Below are 13,998 nucleotides of genomic sequence, written 5' to 3'. Positions count from 1 at the left end.
GCGCCTCGGGCTGCGCTACGACCGCACCGAGGCCACGTTGCTCCCGTTGCTCCTGCTCGCCATCACGCTCATCAACCTCCGCCGACTGTGCCAGGCAACGGAGTTATGAGACAAGGTCTAAGCGCCGCAACAACCCAGCAGTAGTCACGTCATAGTAACGGCCACCAAATAAATTTAAGGGACAAGACAACTCGCATATAAAGCACTTTGCACAGTCGCTTATTATAGTCGACTTGCTTCGATGATAAAAATTGAAAAGTTGTCTATGCGTAATATTACTCTCCCTGCTGGTGTTAATTTCTATTTACTCAATGATCCAGAAAGAATAGTACTATGGTCTGGGTTAGCAAAATGGGTTGGAATATTGAAACGGGCGATCAGATTCCAGATGGAACGGATTCCAGAGTAGCTGTCACTATTCTCCGCAACGATCAGCCACGAATCACTTTAAACGTCGAACCGGGAGCTACCCCACGCCTGAATGCCGGCGCATCGGAATTCCACTCGTGGAGCTGGACCGGAACAGACATGGATGACGACGATGGCATCGTAAGTTGGCCAGCTGGGCGCCCGTTTCCTAACGCCATAGAATTTAAACATCAAGTTCAAGGTAGCCTCAAATTTCGGTTCGAAATATTTGGTGCTGATTTGTGGGTAAAAGACAATATTGATGTTTACGTGCGTTACACCCATCCTCGTCATATCCCAGGCACTATAGATGCGCAAGAATGGGTGGAGGATGCATTCTGGACACATATCGGAACTTTTTCCCGAGACATAAGCATGAGTACCAACACGGTGCCCAACCGCGTCTTCAAAAGGCTGACCTTAAGTGTGTGATAAAAAATTCATCTATTGAACGACATATGGCACTGTCGATACTGTTAGAAATATATATGACTGCTTGCAACCGGACTATTGTTGAAAATCAAAAAATAAAAAATGACCACATAGTCCCTTGATGGCGATTCCTATCGTAAAACTAACCATGTTACGGAAATGTACATGGGCACCGGTGACCGCCCAAGGGATTCAGTCGTAATTCAACCGAAGGAGAGTGCAACATGGCATCCACTGACGACGAATTCACGCCGCTAATACGAATGCCTGCATATGACAACCAATCAACCTCTGGTTCGACCGCCAACAAATCGATCATTGAGCCACGTCTTCTCGCGGAGAGAGGTTTGTCTCACTCCGCTGAACTCCTGATCGACGCGTCCTTCGCGGCAGAAAGTTCCGAGATCGTCCTAAATGAACCTCGAGAGGTAGCCGACACGCAGGAAGTCGGCTTCGGCGCCTTCCTCACCCCAGGAAACATCCTGGCAACCCCCACTGAAGCGACCGAGCTGATCGAAGAGCTCAGGCGTTCCCTCAGTGAAAAGGGCGAAGGCGGGGGTCTGGACGATGATCTGGTGGACCTATGGATTCGAATTGAACCTTGGCTCGACCAGGATGAGATCACAGACCTATGGCCCAAATTTATAGCCATGGCTCCAGGCGAACCTGCAGATCTGCGCCACAGCCGCGGAGCCCATGCACAAAGCGGGGGACACTGACATGTCTGTTATGACCACACTTTGGGAACACAGCGACTTCCAGGGATTTGCTAAAACGAGCGCCACTGGGAACAGTCGGTACTACTGGAATCGATGGGGCGCTACGAATGACGTATTTTCATCGATGAGGGCGTGGGCTCTTGGTCATAGAGGAAACGCGTACGCGTTCGAACACAGTAACTTCGACGGCAACTTCGCGGCGCTGAACGTCGGCGGGGCCTTCACGTCTTCCTGGTGGTCTTCCCTCGGGTATCTCAATGACAAAGTGTCCAGTTCCCTCATCGTCGCGAGGGCACCAGTGGATAATGAGATCCAAGTGCCCCTACGGTCACAAGTGGGGTCAAATTTTAGGGCTCTCTTCGATGCCCAAACGGCCGGGAGCAAGCTCACGCGCAGGGGCGAGCCGAGGGTTTTCGGAAACTTCTTCCCTGGCTACGACATCGGGAGAGTCTTCCTTCAGATTGATCAGGATCTTAAGGTCGAAGTGGACAACTGGCCCGACTACGACGCAAACGTGAAGTACAACATCGAATTCTACATCGACGCTAACCGACGCCTACGGGGATATTGCAGGTGGTCTCACATCTGGGTGGAAAGCGGAATTCTTTCCGGTACGATTATGGATCGGATTGCACCCAAACTGCATGGGGCGAAAGAGCAAATCACGGCAGCGATCCAGCAGCAACTCGCCCTGTTCCAGCATTACGCCTTCCGCGATGTCTACCTCCTTCCCGGGCCTATACCCGACATGAACCAAGCTGGCTTCATGGCCCGCCATACCGACGACGTCATTCTTGTGGTTATCCGTTAGCTGTAGGCATCACGGAGGTGGTGCACATCGTGGGGTGAGGGGCAGTAAGGATGAAATTACCCTTTGAGGAATACTCATGAATTGGGTCGTGGCTTTGGCAGGAACTTCCGCCTCTTCGAGTTGATGGTTTGGCCGGAGGGCGGGCGGAGGATTGTCATCCACCGCTCTTGCTCCGGTTTATCTGCAGAAACCCTTGGGTGCATTAAGTTTACGTAAGAGTCAACTCGATACATATTGAGAATATTTTTGGCCGAGGAGACCGTCGTGGTGGGCCACCAGCTCGGGCAGACCGTACCCGACCGAGCCTCAGACCTAGTCACCGGTGGTCCTGGCCGCTTGACGGAAACCATAGAGGCACCTCCCGAACTGAACACGGTGTCCCGCACCATCTTCAGCGACGACGCGAGCCAGCATTTCTATGATCAGATCGCCTGGTTCTCTGAACCCGACGTGACCTGCCAGCTGCATTCAATGACCTACACGCAACGCGTTGGGTCCTTCGACTTCGTCCCCCACTTTATGTCCGGGCTGACCCGCAACGAGCTGTCCTGGCGTCTGTTCGATCCCTACCCATTGTGGGTGGAATTCCAGCACTAGCGTGACGGGGTCGAGCTCATGGCCGTTCGTCGGTCCCCGCTTCCGGGTGGCCGCGCCGACCATGGTAGCGAGGCGGCCTTGACCTACCGTGGCCGGCAAGGTGGCCACGGCCTGGTCGTCGTGCTCCACGCTTCTCGGCCACGTCGGGTTGTCCCGCCACGGGACACGTATATGATCCGTCGGTGAAGGCCAGGGCTGCGGCCTGCCAACGGCGCCACGTGCTTTCGGGCAGGTCGATGACGTCGCAGCACCTCGCGGTCGACATGCCCGCCTCCGTGCAGTTCGCTCGGAATCCGGGAAGGGCCCGGCCGGTGTTGCGCCGGTCGTCACTCGACCACCTGCGCGGTCACGGGTGCGGTGCCGGAAACGTCCCCGACGGTAGCGATGATGATTGCGGTCCCGTCCTCAACGACCAAGTCATCAGTGATGTTGACCAGTCCGGTCTCGTCCACGGCGGCAAAGGTGGGGTTGTCGGAGGTCCAACGGACCCCGGTGGTGAGGGGGTCAGCGACTGTGCCGTCGCTGTATCGCCCCACAGCGGTGAATTGCTGGGTCAGCCCGGGGCCGGGAACGGACCAATCCGGTGGTTGCAGGGTGATCGTCAACAGGACAGAAGTTCGCTGCGCGTCGGGCACGATTACTTTGGAGCTGCCGATCATGCCCCGGGCGGTGGCGGTGATGGTGGTTCGTCCAGGGGCGCGGGCCGTGACGAGCCCGGTGCCGTCAACTTCGGCGACCGTCGGGTCATCGGCACGCCAATCGATCCCGGAGACGAGGGGTTCGCTGACGGTGCCGTCGTCGAGGACCAACCGGGCCGCGAACTGGTGGCTTTGAAGAGGATCCAGCTCGGGGGTCGGAGGATCCAAGGACAGTGCTACGGGCGCGGGCTCTTGGGGGCTTTCGGTGATGACCACGACGGCCGAGCCGGAGGCTTCCCCCACGGTCGCTGAGATGGTGCTCCGCCCGGGGCCGAAGGCCGTGACCAGTCCGGTGCCGTCCACACGCGCGATTGCCGGCATGCTGGATGACCAAGTCAACCCGGTCACGATGGGCTGCTCCTGCGCTGACCCATCGGCGTAGACGAGGTGGGCGGCGAAACGATGCGTCTCGCCCACGGCGAGTTCGGGCGTTGCCGGGGCGAGGACCACGGCGGACGATGTATCACCGGGAAGGTCGCCCTTCGCGCGCAGTGCCGGGTGCACCAGCAGCAAGACGAAGCTCAGCAGGACCGTGGTGAGGAGCACCTCGGCATAGAGAACCAGCGTCCGACGCTGGAACGCACGCGTCCCCTCCTCCAAGGGACCTGCGGGGTCGGCGGGGTTAGCGCGTGCGCGCGATTCGGCGAGGGCCAGCAGCTGTTCGCGCAGCTTGGGGGTCATGGCGTACCACCGTTGAATTCGAGAACCGTTCGGGCATCCCGCAGTTCGGCCGCAACGTCGGCCTCCGAACGGTCCATGATGTCGGCGGTCTCGGCGGGAGATAGCTCCAAGAATTCCCGCAGCACCACAGCGGTCCTCTGGTGGGGGGTCAGTGCTTCCAGGGGCGTGGCAGAGCCCTCCGGGACCGGTCGGGCAGACCACCGCCGGTCGGAGTCGAGCAGCTCGATGACCACGCAGATCAGGTACAGACGCAACGCAGTTTCACGGGACCCCGCCACTTGGCGGCCACGCGCGCCCACGCGGTCTCCAGGAGCCGGGCCGCAACACCCGGGTCATTGCACAGCAATTGTGTACAGAGCTGCAGCTCGCCCTTGTGCTGTTCAAAAGCCTGGCGCAACTCCTCCTGCCGATCCCTCAGGCCGGCCGTGATCTTGACACCGGCGGGAAACCGCATTCCACCTGCTTGACGGCCGGAAACAGCGCGGCCGTTGCCAGGACCGCCAGCCCGAAGCCCAGGACGAGCACCCCGGAGTAGTCCTCGATCCGTAAGCCCACCACCACGATCGCCACAGCCGTGACGGCCAAGGCTGTCCGCGTCGGGGGAAACGCCTCCTGAACTCGTCGAGGTGGGAGCTCACACATGACGCTGCGCTCGGTGCTCGAGGTCCGGGAGGTGCGAACCCGGACGGCCGGTATGGTCCACGACGTCATCCATTCGCCAGAAACAGGCCGTCGGTGCCACAGCACCCGATATGGCGCCGCCCCTCCCCGCTGGGCCGTTACGGCCGCATGACCGGCCCGTCACGGTCAACGCTCGGAGCCTACTGGTGTGCTGGCGACCGGACCGGCGTCGAGAAGCTCGAGGAACCGTGAGGAAGGAGTGATTCCGAGCTCCTGCTTCAGAAAGTCCGTGTACCGGTGCATGATCTGCAGAGCCGTGGCGTGATTGCCCATCTCTAGGTGCGTCTGTACCAGGATCCGTGCCGCGCTCTCACGCAGCGGGTCACCATCGACGACCAGCCGCGCCAGGTGGAGAGCCTGGTAGTGGTCGTGCTCGGTCAGTGCGGCTCCCGCGAGGCGTTCCACGGCATCGGTGTAATCTGCACGCAACCGCTCCTGCTCGGTCACAACCCAGTCGTCGTACCAACCCGGTAAGAGCTGTGCGTTCGTATAGCCGGTGAACCATGGGCCCGGGGACGGTTGGTGCGCCGTGATCGCTGCGCGCAGCTTGTGCAGGTCTACGTCCATTCCGTCACCTAGGCGCAGGTCGTGGCCCGTACACGAAAGTACGCCGGGCATCCGACGGGCGATGGTGAATACCGCGGCTCGCAAGCTGCCCATGGCGTGCGTCTCCGTGTCCTGAGGCCACAGCAGACCTCCTAAAAAGCTACGAGGGCGTTGCCCGTGGATAGCCAGCGCGGCGATGAGGCGTTGCTGGCGGAGCCCCACGGAGAGAGATCTCCCGTTCTTGCTTAAGTCCCAGCCGCCGATCAGTTTCAACCTCAGGTCGGGTGCCTGTTCCATAGGTAGATCCTCCCTGCTGACGTGGCACGATGGGATCCGTATGGGTCAATGAAAATGCTCCGTCCTGGGTGATCAGTGGTCAAGAACATGTCCTTCTGTGAGTCCGGCCATGGTGGTCAGTGAACCGTCCCCGGTTTGATGCCGCTTCCTTTCGAGTCTGGAAGGAAGATAGAGATCATGCCGAAGAGGATTCCGGAGGAGACCAAGCAGCGGGCCATCCGCCTGGTGCTGGACCACCTCGATGAGTACCCCACCCTGACCGCTGCCTGTCAGTCCGTCGGCGACCGACTGGGCATCGGGAAGGAGTCCCTGCGCCGCTGGGTCCGCCAGGCCCAGGTCGATGCCGGAGAGCGCGAGGGGATGTCCTCCAGCGAGCAGGAGCGGATCAAGCAGTTGGAGCGGGAGAACCGCGAGCTGCGCGAGGCCAACGCGATCCTGAAGGACGCGGCGGTTTTCTTCGCCGGGGAACTCGACCCCCGACGCCGTTGATCCTCGGGTTCATCGAGGACCAGCGCGCCAAGGGCCGCTCGGTCGGGTCGATCTGCACGGTGCTGCGCGAGCAGGGCGTTCAGGTCGCCGAGCGGACCTACCGGTCGTGGAAACGCGCTCGGCCCAGCACCCGCGACCACCAGGACGCGGTAACCATCGACGCGATCCGCACTGCCCGGGTGGACGCTGATGGTGGTGCTGCACCGGAGTCGATGTACGGGCGCAGGAAGATGACAGCGCTGCTGCGGCGCCAGGACCTCGAGGTCTCCGCGCGCCGAGTCGACCGGCTGATGCGCCGGCTCGGCATCAGCGGCCTGGTGCGCGGCAAGGGCGTACGCACCACGGTCCCGGACCGCAACGCGGCCCGGGCCCCGGACCTGCTGGACCGGGACTTCACCGCGCCGGCGCCGAACCGTCGGTGGGTCGCGGACTTCACCTACGTGCGGACCTGGGCCGGATTCGCCTATGTGTCCTTCGTGATCGACTGCTACGCGCGCACGATCGTGGGCTGGCACGCCGCGACCACGAAGACGACCCCGTTGGTCACCACCGCACTGCGGATGGGGCTGTGGCAGCGCGACCGCGCCGGGCACACCGTCCAGGACGGGCTGGTCCATCACAGCGACAGTAAGACTGTGAGGGCCAGGTGTTCCCGGGCGTCCTGACCCTCACAGCGATCGACCCCATGGGGCTACCGTGGTGTCGGAGGTGCTCTCGCAGCATCCTGACCCGCACTCCGATCGACCCCCTGCTCGGTGTCATTCCTCGGACTTGTCGGTTGCTGAAGGAGCACCTCCGGCGAGGCCCATCGGTCTCGCCGGGACCATGTGACCCAAGAAGGGCCTGACGGGAATCCGTCTCCTTACTATCGTGTCCGGGTGTCTGGTTCGGCCGAGGGCAACCACATGTTGCTGCTCAGCCCCAGGAGGCCCGCGATGAAAGACCCCACCAGCTCCTCGTCCCCGGTCGTGATCGGCGGGGTCGACACCCACAAAGACCTGCACATGGCCGCGGTCGTCGATGCCCACGACACCGTGATCGCCACCCAGGCGTTCTCCACCACCCGGGTCGGCTACCGGTCTCTGCTGCGCTGGATGCGCTCCTACGGAGACATCGCCCGGATCGGGGTGGAGTGCTCCGGCTCCTACGGGGCCGGGCTGCTGCGCCACCTGGAGAACGCCGGGATCGAGGTCCTGGAAGTCACCACCGGCGACCACGCCGACCGGCGCCGGCGCGGCAAGGACGACACCATCGATGCGCAGAACGCCGCTCACGCCGCCTACGCCCGCCGGCGCACCGTGACCCCACGGGCACGCGACGGGATGGTCGAGTCCCTGCGCGTGCTCAAGGTCGCCCGCAAGTCCGCGATCCACGCCCGGCGCACCGCCCTGCAACTGATCCAGATGCAGATCGTCTCCGCCCCGGACGAGCTACGCGACCAGTTGCGCAACCTCACTCGGATGCAGCTGATCCGCACCCTGGCCGCCTGGCGCCCGGACGCCACCGGGTTCCGGGACCCCGTGGTGGCCACCCGGATCGCGCTGAAGTCCATGGCCCGGCGCTACCTGGAACTCCACGACGAGATCGCCGACCTCGAGCAGCTCATGCACGCCCTGGTCGAGGAGCTCGCCCCGGACCTGCTCACCCGCCCGGGCATCGGTTACGAGGCCGCGGCTCAGCTGCTGATCACCGCCGGGGACAACCCGGGCCGGCTCACCAGCGAGGCCTCCTTCGCGATGCTCTGCGGGGTCGCCCCGTTGCCGGCGTCCTCGGGCAAGACCACCCGGCACCGGCTCAACCGCGGCGGGGACCGCTCCGCCAATAGTGCCCTGCACATGATCGCGGTCGTGCGCTGGCGCCTGGACCCGGTCACGAAGGCCTACGTGGCCCGGAAGAAGGCCGAGGGCCACTCCAATCCCGAGATCCTGCGCTGTCTCAAGCGCTACATCGCCCGAGAGGTCTACTACCTCCTGCGAAATCAACAACGGAAAGCCGGCCAAACCCTCATCGCCGCTTGACTCATAGAAGGGCGTCGCCGGGTCCCAGTTCACGTCCGTGGCCTTTGCCGAGACCCTGGCGATGGAGGGCATCGCCGCTTCCATCGGATCCATCGGCGATGCCTACGACAATGCCCTGGCTGAGTCCACGATCGGGCTGTTCAAGAACGAGGCGATCCGGGACGGTTCTCCATTCCGGATCGGCCCGCTGCGCACCATCGACGACGTCGAGTGGGTCACGGCCAGCTGGGTCGACTGGTACAACAACCGGCGCCTGCACTCCACCCTCGGCGACATCCCGCCCGAGGAGTTCGAGACCGCGTACTACGCTGGCCTCGCAACGCCATCACACCCGGTGCTGGCACCCGCATAGGAGCGGCAAAGAACCGGGGACGGTTCAGTGTCCTGCTCGGCCGCGCTCAGCTGCGCGTTGTCTTCCGGCTCGTCACCGGGTGTCGGTGGGCTCACGTCCACCAGTGTCTCGATCTTCTCGCTCATGTCGACCCTCCAACCCCACTCGGGGTGATTGGTCCTCTTACACCGTTACTGCGATAGTCCCCCGGGAAGCAAGCATGCCGCGCCAGTCTCCCGGACCGATGCGGTGCGCCTTCACTGGGTCGACTGAACATCCTCGCGGGCATGCCGATGGCCGGGACTTGTGCCCGGCCTTCCGGGTGCGAAATGCCTTTCACTACAAAGACCGTGTGATCCGGGCGGCAGTCGCAGGCGAGAGGTTTCACTCCGTAGCGGGGGCAGGGGCGACGAGCTTGGCGCTCGGGTCCTTCTCGCGAGCACTTCCTTCCCGGCGTCGAAAGTCAGGAGTCACTCGGACCTGTGCCCTACTGGGTAACAAGCAAAGCAAGCTGATGGTTGCGGATGGGGGCGGATCGCAAGGCATGGGTTATGAGGCGCTTTGGTTGCGAGACACCGGCGACGGCCACTCACCGTGGAATCAGGTGGAACGCGGTGGCCAGGGTTGCCAGCCGTGGGGAAGTGTTGCGAGGCGGTGTTCGGTGTCCTGGCGCTGTGTGGGGGAGTCGGTGGGTGGGTCGGTGGTGCTGGCGGTCTCGCTGAAGCCGTCAGGGGCGGCCCAGGCGTATTCATAGGCGGCTTGTCTGCCTAGTGGGTAGCGTTCGCGGAAGGTGCCGGCGGCGACGGCGAGGACGAACTGTTCGAGCTCCTTGGCTTGACCTTCGGCTGTCTCGTCGCAGGCGTCACAGGCGCAGTCGGGGAAGGCGAGCTCGCACCAAGCCCCGGCGTGGACGATCACCGCCGGTTCCGCGGTGGACACGATGGTAAGTGGGGCGGCATCGGCACGGTTGGGAGTGAGCCTGATCGCGTAGATGGTCTCGTCCTGAGCCCAGAGCAGGTCCTGGAGAGTGGCTGGTCCCTCGGCGACGGTGACGTCGTAGGTGGCCCTCAGGTGGTCGATGAGGGCCTGGGCGATCTGGTGCAGGGCGGCGAAGCGTTCGGGGTGGGTGATGCGGCTGTAGGCCTCTTCCGGTGGTGGGTCCTCGTCCCAGCGGTGTCCGTAGGGGATGGGTTGTCCCTCCGGGGTGGTGAAGATCTGCTGGGGCAGCGGTGGACGGGTGTAAGCAGCACCTGAAGCGTGGGTGACGGGGAGAAGGGGAGGCGGGGGTGGGAGGGGCTCCCAATGCCGCCAGTCCTGGACCTCGTCCAGGAACAGCTCGATCTGATCGGCCGAGGCCAGGGGGAGGTGCTGGAGGAGGCGGGTGAGCTCAAAGGCCCGGTCCTCGGTGCCGACGGTGAGCTCATCGTCAATGCCGGGTTGCCACTGCGCGTCCGCGCGCAGGGTGGCCACGGTGTTGCCGGTGAACACGGCGGCCGCCCGCAGCAGCCCGGGATCCTGCTGGAATTGCCTGGCGTGTGTCCGAAGGAAAGCCACCAGCGCGGGGAAGTCTGATGCCAGGTGACCCGGGTGTGCCTGATGCTGGGTGCAGAAGACGAGGAAAGGGCTGTAGCCGGCGGCGTGGCGGATGGCGGGGATCTCCTCGACGGGGAGGAAATCGCTGGTGCGTGAGGCCATGGGTGGCGGTGGAGCCATGTGCGGGCCAGTGAACACGTCCTCGGCAGGCTCCATGGCCACAGCGTAGTACCGCCCCCAGCAAGAAGGACCAGGTCATTCCAGGACCTATCGGGCGCACCGGAATAACCATTGGCGCCCAAGAGACTTCAGGCGGTTGGGCGTGATGCCGGAGTAGGAGGGGCGGGACAGCTCCCCAGCTGTCCCGCCCCGATCGCGCTTCCCTTTGCCGTCCCTGGTATCGACCTGGGTCCGCCCGAGCGTAATGACCCGGGGACAAGGCACGCTGTGGCTCACCCAGGCGAAAACTGTCGAGGTTGGTTAGGGATTTCCTCGGTCTCGGGCCTTGGAGCGATACGAGCCACAGGCAAAGCCGCGGCTTCCCTTTGTATATTGTGACCATGAACTTCTGCCGCAGCCACCGAGAGCACCGCCAACGCGTGCTGCTGGTTGAGCGGCGACGGCGCTAGCTATCTGGCGTTGCCGCTCAACACCAATCCGGTGTGGTGTAGCGGCAACACGGCTGACTTTGGATCAGCAATCCGAGGTTCGAACCCTCGCGCCGGAGCATTCAAAGCCCTCAGACCTCGCTTCACTCGTTGTATACCTCAGAGACTCTTTCCGCTGACGCTCCCCGAATATTTCTTGCTCGGAAGCTGCGGCCACGTCCGGGGTGGTAAATCATGGGGTGTCATGGTGCGTGGGCAGGATCGCCTGCGCACCCCCGGGGATTTTCACCTGGGGATCCGCGAGCACCCGTTCCGGCGGTCACCGCTGGAGGCAAAGGCGGTTTTCTCCTCCCCGGTGGACGGTGGTGAACGGCTTCATAAACGCATGAAGATGCACAGACCCCTACCGGTGGGCCGGTTCGTCCCGGCACAGTAGCGCCATGACGTCGGGGATGGCCTGTGCAGTGAGTGGGTGCGGTCAGGAAGCCGTGACCGTTCTTCCGGTGGTGGCCTGGACGGCGGCGACCTTTCCGGAACTGACCACGGCACCGCTGCATCAGTACTGCCCCGCCCACGAGCCGCTGATCAGTGACCGCTACGCGGCCGCGGTGGACTGGACGGTGTGCCGGGACAGCGCCGAAGGTCACCACCTGGACCTTCAGACCCTCCAGCAGATCTGCGCGCATCTGAAGGCGATGAGGACCCCGAAGGCTCGGGCGGTGCACACCGCCCTCCTCCGCATCACCGGGACCCCCTGAGTCCGGGCATCCTTGCCGCGGATCGGTGCAGCAGGCGCCTCCTGGTCCCGGCACGCTGGTCCGGGCACTCCCTCCTAGCCCCCGACACACCACGTCCTCCGGCACGACTGTATTGGAAGGCATGGGATGCGAGACATGACTCATGCGAGACATCGTGACAGTATTTAGTAACTTGCTGAGGGCCGCTTCAGGGGACGACTGGGATTGGTGAGGCTGTCGGGTTTGGGTTCTGGAGGTCTGTGGGGCCTAGCAAGGTCGGGCGGGGTCCGGGGTCGTCCATGACGGTGATGTCCGCGGTGCCCTTGGGGTTCTCGGTTTCCTGCATGGTGGCGGTGAGGGTGGCTTCGCCGGCACTGCCGGCGATGACAATCCCGTCAGTTCCAGTGGTTGTGTCCACCGAGGCGATGTCGGGGACCTCAAGATATTCTTCGGTGTTGTTGACGTCCCAGGACAGTTCTGCGGCAGGTATCTGTTTCTTAGAACCGTCGTTGTAGGTGCCCCATGCCTGAACTGGGAGCCGTTCTCCCAGGTCCATCGTCACCGAACGCGGGACGAGTTCAATACTCATCAGCGGCGGTTCGCCGGGGTCTGTGGGGCGGGGGCCGGTGGGGCCGGGAGGGGCCACCGGAGACGGAACGGTGACTGGCGGGATGCCTTCGGGCGAGGTGTTCACCGCTCGCTCCACCAGGAGCCCTGTCCCCAGTAATAGAGCGGCCAGGATGATGACGGCGCAGTGAAAGGCCCACAGGCGTGTCCGGTAACGACTCGAACCTTGGGCGAGGGGCCGCTGGACTGCAGCCGGATGGCTTTGAGCCCTCTGCGCAGCAACGGTCATGAGGTGCTGGCGGGTGCCGGGGTTCATGGACTGCCGCCGTTCCCGTTGGACTGGTCGAGCACGGCCCGGGCGGTTTGCAGGTCTTGTCTGACCGCTGCCAAAGGTCTGCCGGTCAAGGCGGCGATCTGCGTGCTCGGCAGGTCCACGAACTCGCGGAGCACCACGACGATGCGCTCATCAAGGGAGAGAGCGTTCAACGGGGTGGTGCTGACGGGCCCGCCGTCGCCGGGTGGGCGGTTCCTGGCTACTGGTGTCACCCAGCGATGGTGGGAATCCAGAAGGTGCACGAACAGGCAGAGCACGTAGAAGCGTAGTTCTGGTGTCACCGGGCCCCGCCATGTGGCTGCGGTTTTCGCCCATGCCGCTTCCAGTAGGTCCGCGGACAGGGCGGGGTCTTCGCACAGCAACTGCGCGTACAGCTCGAGGTCCCCTTTTTGGCTTTCGAAGGCCTTGCCGAGCTCTTCCTCACGGTTTTGGAACGCGGCGGAGATCTTCACCCCGGAGGGGAACCCGAACTCGACCTCTCGGATGGCCGGGAACACCACGGTGAGCACCAGGATCGCCAACCCCAATCCCAGGCTCACCTCTTCGATGTACCACCCCTCAGAGCCCTGGGCTTGGAGCTGCCCGGCGATGATGACTGCTACCCCGATGATCGCCAGGACCACGCGTGCCGGCGTCAGTGCCGCCCGCAGACGCCGAGGGGGAACCTCACACATGCTTCACCCCCGGTCCAACCCGTTGGAAGCCAGGAGCAAGTGAGGTTGTCCCACCGGGCGGGTGACTTTCCCCATGAGCGCCCATCCCAGCGGAGCGCTAGAGGGGCGTCGCGGCGGTGGAGGGATTGGAATCGTCCCTGGTCGATGGCCATCACGCGTTCGCGGCGTGAGATGGAAGTGGGTAGTGCCGGTGAATGCCTGCGTCAGCCTTCTCCTTCGGCCTCTCGCGGGTACGCTTCGGCGAGCGTGCGCAGCACTCCTTCCAGCTCGTCGGCCCCGAAGCGGCGGCCGATAGGCAGTTCCGGGCCTTGGAAATCCAGCACCTCGAAAGTTCCGCTTTCGCCTCTGATCCACAGCAGGCTGAGGTGCAGCGCGGGCACACGCAGTTCAGCGGCCTCTCCATTCGGAGCATCGGCGCTCTCATCTTGTGCGAGGTGGATCAGGGCTGAGCGCGCACGGCCCGCGGCAGCGGTGTTCGAGATCTGGGCGAATTGGCTGTCGTCGGAAGTTACTTCGGCGGAGACGGCTCCAGCCTCGGTGGTGACGATGTACGACCACAGGGCAAGGCGCGCGGTTTCCTCTAGATGACCTTCTTGCGCGAGATCATCGAGCCCCACCACGTAGACGGGCATCGGCAGTGCGTCGGCATCGGCGATCTCATCGGGAGCGCGTGCGACGCGCATCGCATCGGCGAGTGTGAAGCGGTCTGCGGAGCGGGTGATGGACGGAGCGCGCTGCGCGATCCCCGAACTGCCGGCAATGCGTGGCAAGGTGTTCGTCAGTTCAGTCAATACGGCGTCGGGCGGTGTGGCGATAGTGATAGGCATCTGCGTGTCC

General features: G+C 63.4%; 16 protein-coding genes, 1 tRNA gene and 1 pseudogene. 10 read left to right on the top strand and 8 right to left on the bottom strand.

Annotated elements, in window-relative coordinates; translation table 11 throughout:
- Window positions 1-333 precede the first annotated feature (333 nt).
- The 4 genes from ACP7CD_RS17260 to ACP7CD_RS17245 all read left to right on the top strand — a co-directional run bounded on the left by ACP7CD_RS17260 (window position 334) and on the right by ACP7CD_RS17245 (window position 2,967).
- The gene (locus ACP7CD_RS17260) at window positions 334-840 is read left to right on the top strand and encodes a hypothetical protein (protein ID WP_426120764.1); all 507 of its coding nucleotides are present in this window, start codon (window positions 334-336) and stop codon (window positions 838-840) included.
- Between the two features lie 224 nt (window positions 841-1,064).
- Window positions 1,065-1,559 carry a hypothetical protein gene (locus ACP7CD_RS17255; protein WP_426120763.1) on the top strand — a complete coding sequence of 165 codons (495 nt, stop codon included), beginning with the start codon at window positions 1,065-1,067 and terminating at the stop codon, window positions 1,557-1,559.
- 1 nt (window position 1,560) lies between these two features.
- Complete coding sequence (locus ACP7CD_RS17250; protein WP_426120762.1) at window positions 1,561-2,370, top strand: hypothetical protein; 810 nt, start codon at window positions 1,561-1,563, stop codon at window positions 2,368-2,370.
- Window positions 2,371-2,616: 246 nt separating this feature from the next.
- Window positions 2,617-2,967 (top strand): hypothetical protein, encoded by a 351-nt coding sequence (locus ACP7CD_RS17245; protein WP_426120761.1) that lies wholly within the window; start codon window positions 2,617-2,619, stop codon window positions 2,965-2,967.
- A gap of 326 nt (window positions 2,968-3,293) precedes the next feature.
- On the opposite strand, the gene ACP7CD_RS17240 is transcribed toward ACP7CD_RS17245, so the two are convergent.
- The 4 genes from ACP7CD_RS17240 to ACP7CD_RS17225 form a co-directional block, all read right to left on the bottom strand.
- The gene (locus ACP7CD_RS17240) at window positions 3,294-4,346 is read right to left on the bottom strand and encodes an Ig-like domain-containing protein (RefSeq protein ID WP_426120760.1); all 1,053 of its coding nucleotides are present in this window, start codon (window positions 4,344-4,346) and stop codon (window positions 3,294-3,296) included.
- Window positions 4,343-4,600 carry an RNA polymerase sigma factor gene (locus ACP7CD_RS17235; protein ID WP_426120759.1) on the bottom strand — a complete coding sequence of 86 codons (258 nt, stop codon included), beginning with the start codon at window positions 4,598-4,600 and terminating at the stop codon, window positions 4,343-4,345. Before ACP7CD_RS17235 ends, ACP7CD_RS17240 begins: the two co-directional genes overlap by 4 nt.
- A gap of 160 nt (window positions 4,601-4,760) precedes the next feature.
- Window positions 4,761-4,931, bottom strand: coding sequence for a hypothetical protein (locus ACP7CD_RS17230; protein WP_426120758.1), 171 nt, complete (start codon window positions 4,929-4,931; stop codon window positions 4,761-4,763).
- 222 nt (window positions 4,932-5,153) lie between these two features.
- A complete protein-coding gene (locus tag ACP7CD_RS17225) occupies window positions 5,154-5,870 on the bottom strand; it encodes an AfsR/SARP family transcriptional regulator (RefSeq protein ID WP_426120757.1) in 717 nt (238 codons plus the stop codon).
- Window positions 5,871-6,047: 177 nt separating this feature from the next.
- On the opposite strand from ACP7CD_RS17225, the gene ACP7CD_RS17220 reads away from it, so the two are divergent.
- The 4 genes and pseudogenes from ACP7CD_RS17220 to ACP7CD_RS17205 form a co-directional block, all read left to right on the top strand.
- Window positions 6,048-6,359 (top strand): transposase, encoded by a 312-nt coding sequence (locus ACP7CD_RS17220; protein WP_426120756.1) that lies wholly within the window; start codon window positions 6,048-6,050, stop codon window positions 6,357-6,359.
- Entirely contained in the window at window positions 6,356-7,024 is a 669-nt protein-coding gene (locus tag ACP7CD_RS17215; protein ID WP_426120755.1) for an IS3 family transposase, read from the top strand. Before ACP7CD_RS17220 ends, ACP7CD_RS17215 begins: the two co-directional genes overlap by 4 nt.
- 270 nt (window positions 7,025-7,294) lie before the next feature.
- Complete coding sequence (locus tag ACP7CD_RS17210) at window positions 7,295-8,377, top strand: IS110 family transposase (protein ID WP_426120754.1); 1,083 nt, start codon at window positions 7,295-7,297, stop codon at window positions 8,375-8,377.
- 16 nt (window positions 8,378-8,393) lie between these two features.
- Window positions 8,394-8,729 (top strand): annotated as a pseudogene (locus tag ACP7CD_RS17205) (transposase); the annotation flags it as partial.
- Between the two features lie 579 nt (window positions 8,730-9,308).
- On the opposite strand, the gene ACP7CD_RS17200 reads toward ACP7CD_RS17205, so the two are convergent.
- On the bottom strand, window positions 9,309-10,403 hold the full coding sequence (locus ACP7CD_RS17200; RefSeq protein ID WP_426120753.1) for a DUF6226 family protein: 1,095 nt from the start codon (window positions 10,401-10,403) through the stop codon (window positions 9,309-9,311).
- Between the two features lie 494 nt (window positions 10,404-10,897).
- Here ACP7CD_RS17200 and ACP7CD_RS17195 point away from each other — a divergent pair.
- Both ACP7CD_RS17195 and ACP7CD_RS17190 read left to right on the top strand, forming a co-directional pair.
- Window positions 10,898-10,968: transfer RNA gene (locus ACP7CD_RS17195), tRNA-Gln, on the top strand.
- Between the two features lie 369 nt (window positions 10,969-11,337).
- Entirely contained in the window at window positions 11,338-11,607 is a 270-nt protein-coding gene (locus ACP7CD_RS17190; RefSeq protein WP_426120752.1) for a hypothetical protein, read from the top strand.
- Window positions 11,608-11,794: 187 nt separating this feature from the next.
- Here the strand turns inward: ACP7CD_RS17190 and ACP7CD_RS17185 are convergent, their stop codons facing one another.
- The 3 genes from ACP7CD_RS17185 to ACP7CD_RS17175 form a co-directional block, all read right to left on the bottom strand.
- On the bottom strand, window positions 11,795-12,280 hold the full coding sequence (locus ACP7CD_RS17185; protein WP_426120751.1) for a hypothetical protein: 486 nt from the start codon (window positions 12,278-12,280) through the stop codon (window positions 11,795-11,797).
- Between the two features lie 185 nt (window positions 12,281-12,465).
- On the bottom strand, window positions 12,466-13,110 hold the full coding sequence (locus tag ACP7CD_RS17180) for an RNA polymerase sigma factor (RefSeq protein ID WP_426120750.1): 645 nt from the start codon (window positions 13,108-13,110) through the stop codon (window positions 12,466-12,468).
- 254 nt (window positions 13,111-13,364) lie between these two features.
- On the bottom strand, window positions 13,365-13,988 hold the full coding sequence (locus tag ACP7CD_RS17175) for a hypothetical protein (RefSeq protein WP_426120749.1): 624 nt from the start codon (window positions 13,986-13,988) through the stop codon (window positions 13,365-13,367).
- Window positions 13,989-13,998 lie beyond the last annotated feature (10 nt).

It is taken from the genome of Kocuria sp. LHG3120, assembly GCF_049897445.1.
In the GTDB taxonomy this organism is placed as follows: Bacteria; Actinomycetota; Actinomycetes; order Actinomycetales; family Micrococcaceae; genus Kocuria; species Kocuria rosea.
This window is presented reverse-complemented; position numbering and strand designations above follow the sequence as displayed.

What these genes read in the sequence shown, in the direction of transcription:
- ACP7CD_RS17260 (WP_426120764.1), top strand. Translation starts at nt 334, where the DNA reads ATGGTCTGGGTTAGCAAAATGGGTTGGAATATTGAAACGGGCGATCAG.
- ACP7CD_RS17255 (WP_426120763.1), top strand. Translation starts at nt 1,065, where the DNA reads ATGGCATCCACTGACGACGAATTCACGCCGCTAATACGAATGCCTGCA.
- ACP7CD_RS17250 (WP_426120762.1), top strand. Translation starts at nt 1,561, where the DNA reads ATGTCTGTTATGACCACACTTTGGGAACACAGCGACTTCCAGGGATTT.
- ACP7CD_RS17240 (WP_426120760.1), bottom strand. Translation starts at nt 4,346, where the DNA reads ATGACCCCCAAGCTGCGCGAACAGCTGCTGGCCCTCGCCGAATCGCGC.
- ACP7CD_RS17225 (WP_426120757.1), bottom strand. Translation starts at nt 5,870, where the DNA reads ATGGAACAGGCACCCGACCTGAGGTTGAAACTGATCGGCGGCTGGGAC.
- ACP7CD_RS17220 (WP_426120756.1), top strand. Translation starts at nt 6,048, where the DNA reads ATGCCGAAGAGGATTCCGGAGGAGACCAAGCAGCGGGCCATCCGCCTG.
- ACP7CD_RS17210 (WP_426120754.1), top strand. Translation starts at nt 7,295, where the DNA reads ATGAAAGACCCCACCAGCTCCTCGTCCCCGGTCGTGATCGGCGGGGTC.
- ACP7CD_RS17200 (WP_426120753.1), bottom strand. Translation starts at nt 10,403, where the DNA reads ATGGCCTCACGCACCAGCGATTTCCTCCCCGTCGAGGAGATCCCCGCC.
- ACP7CD_RS17175 (WP_426120749.1), bottom strand. Translation starts at nt 13,988, where the DNA reads ATGCCTATCACTATCGCCACACCGCCCGACGCCGTATTGACTGAACTG.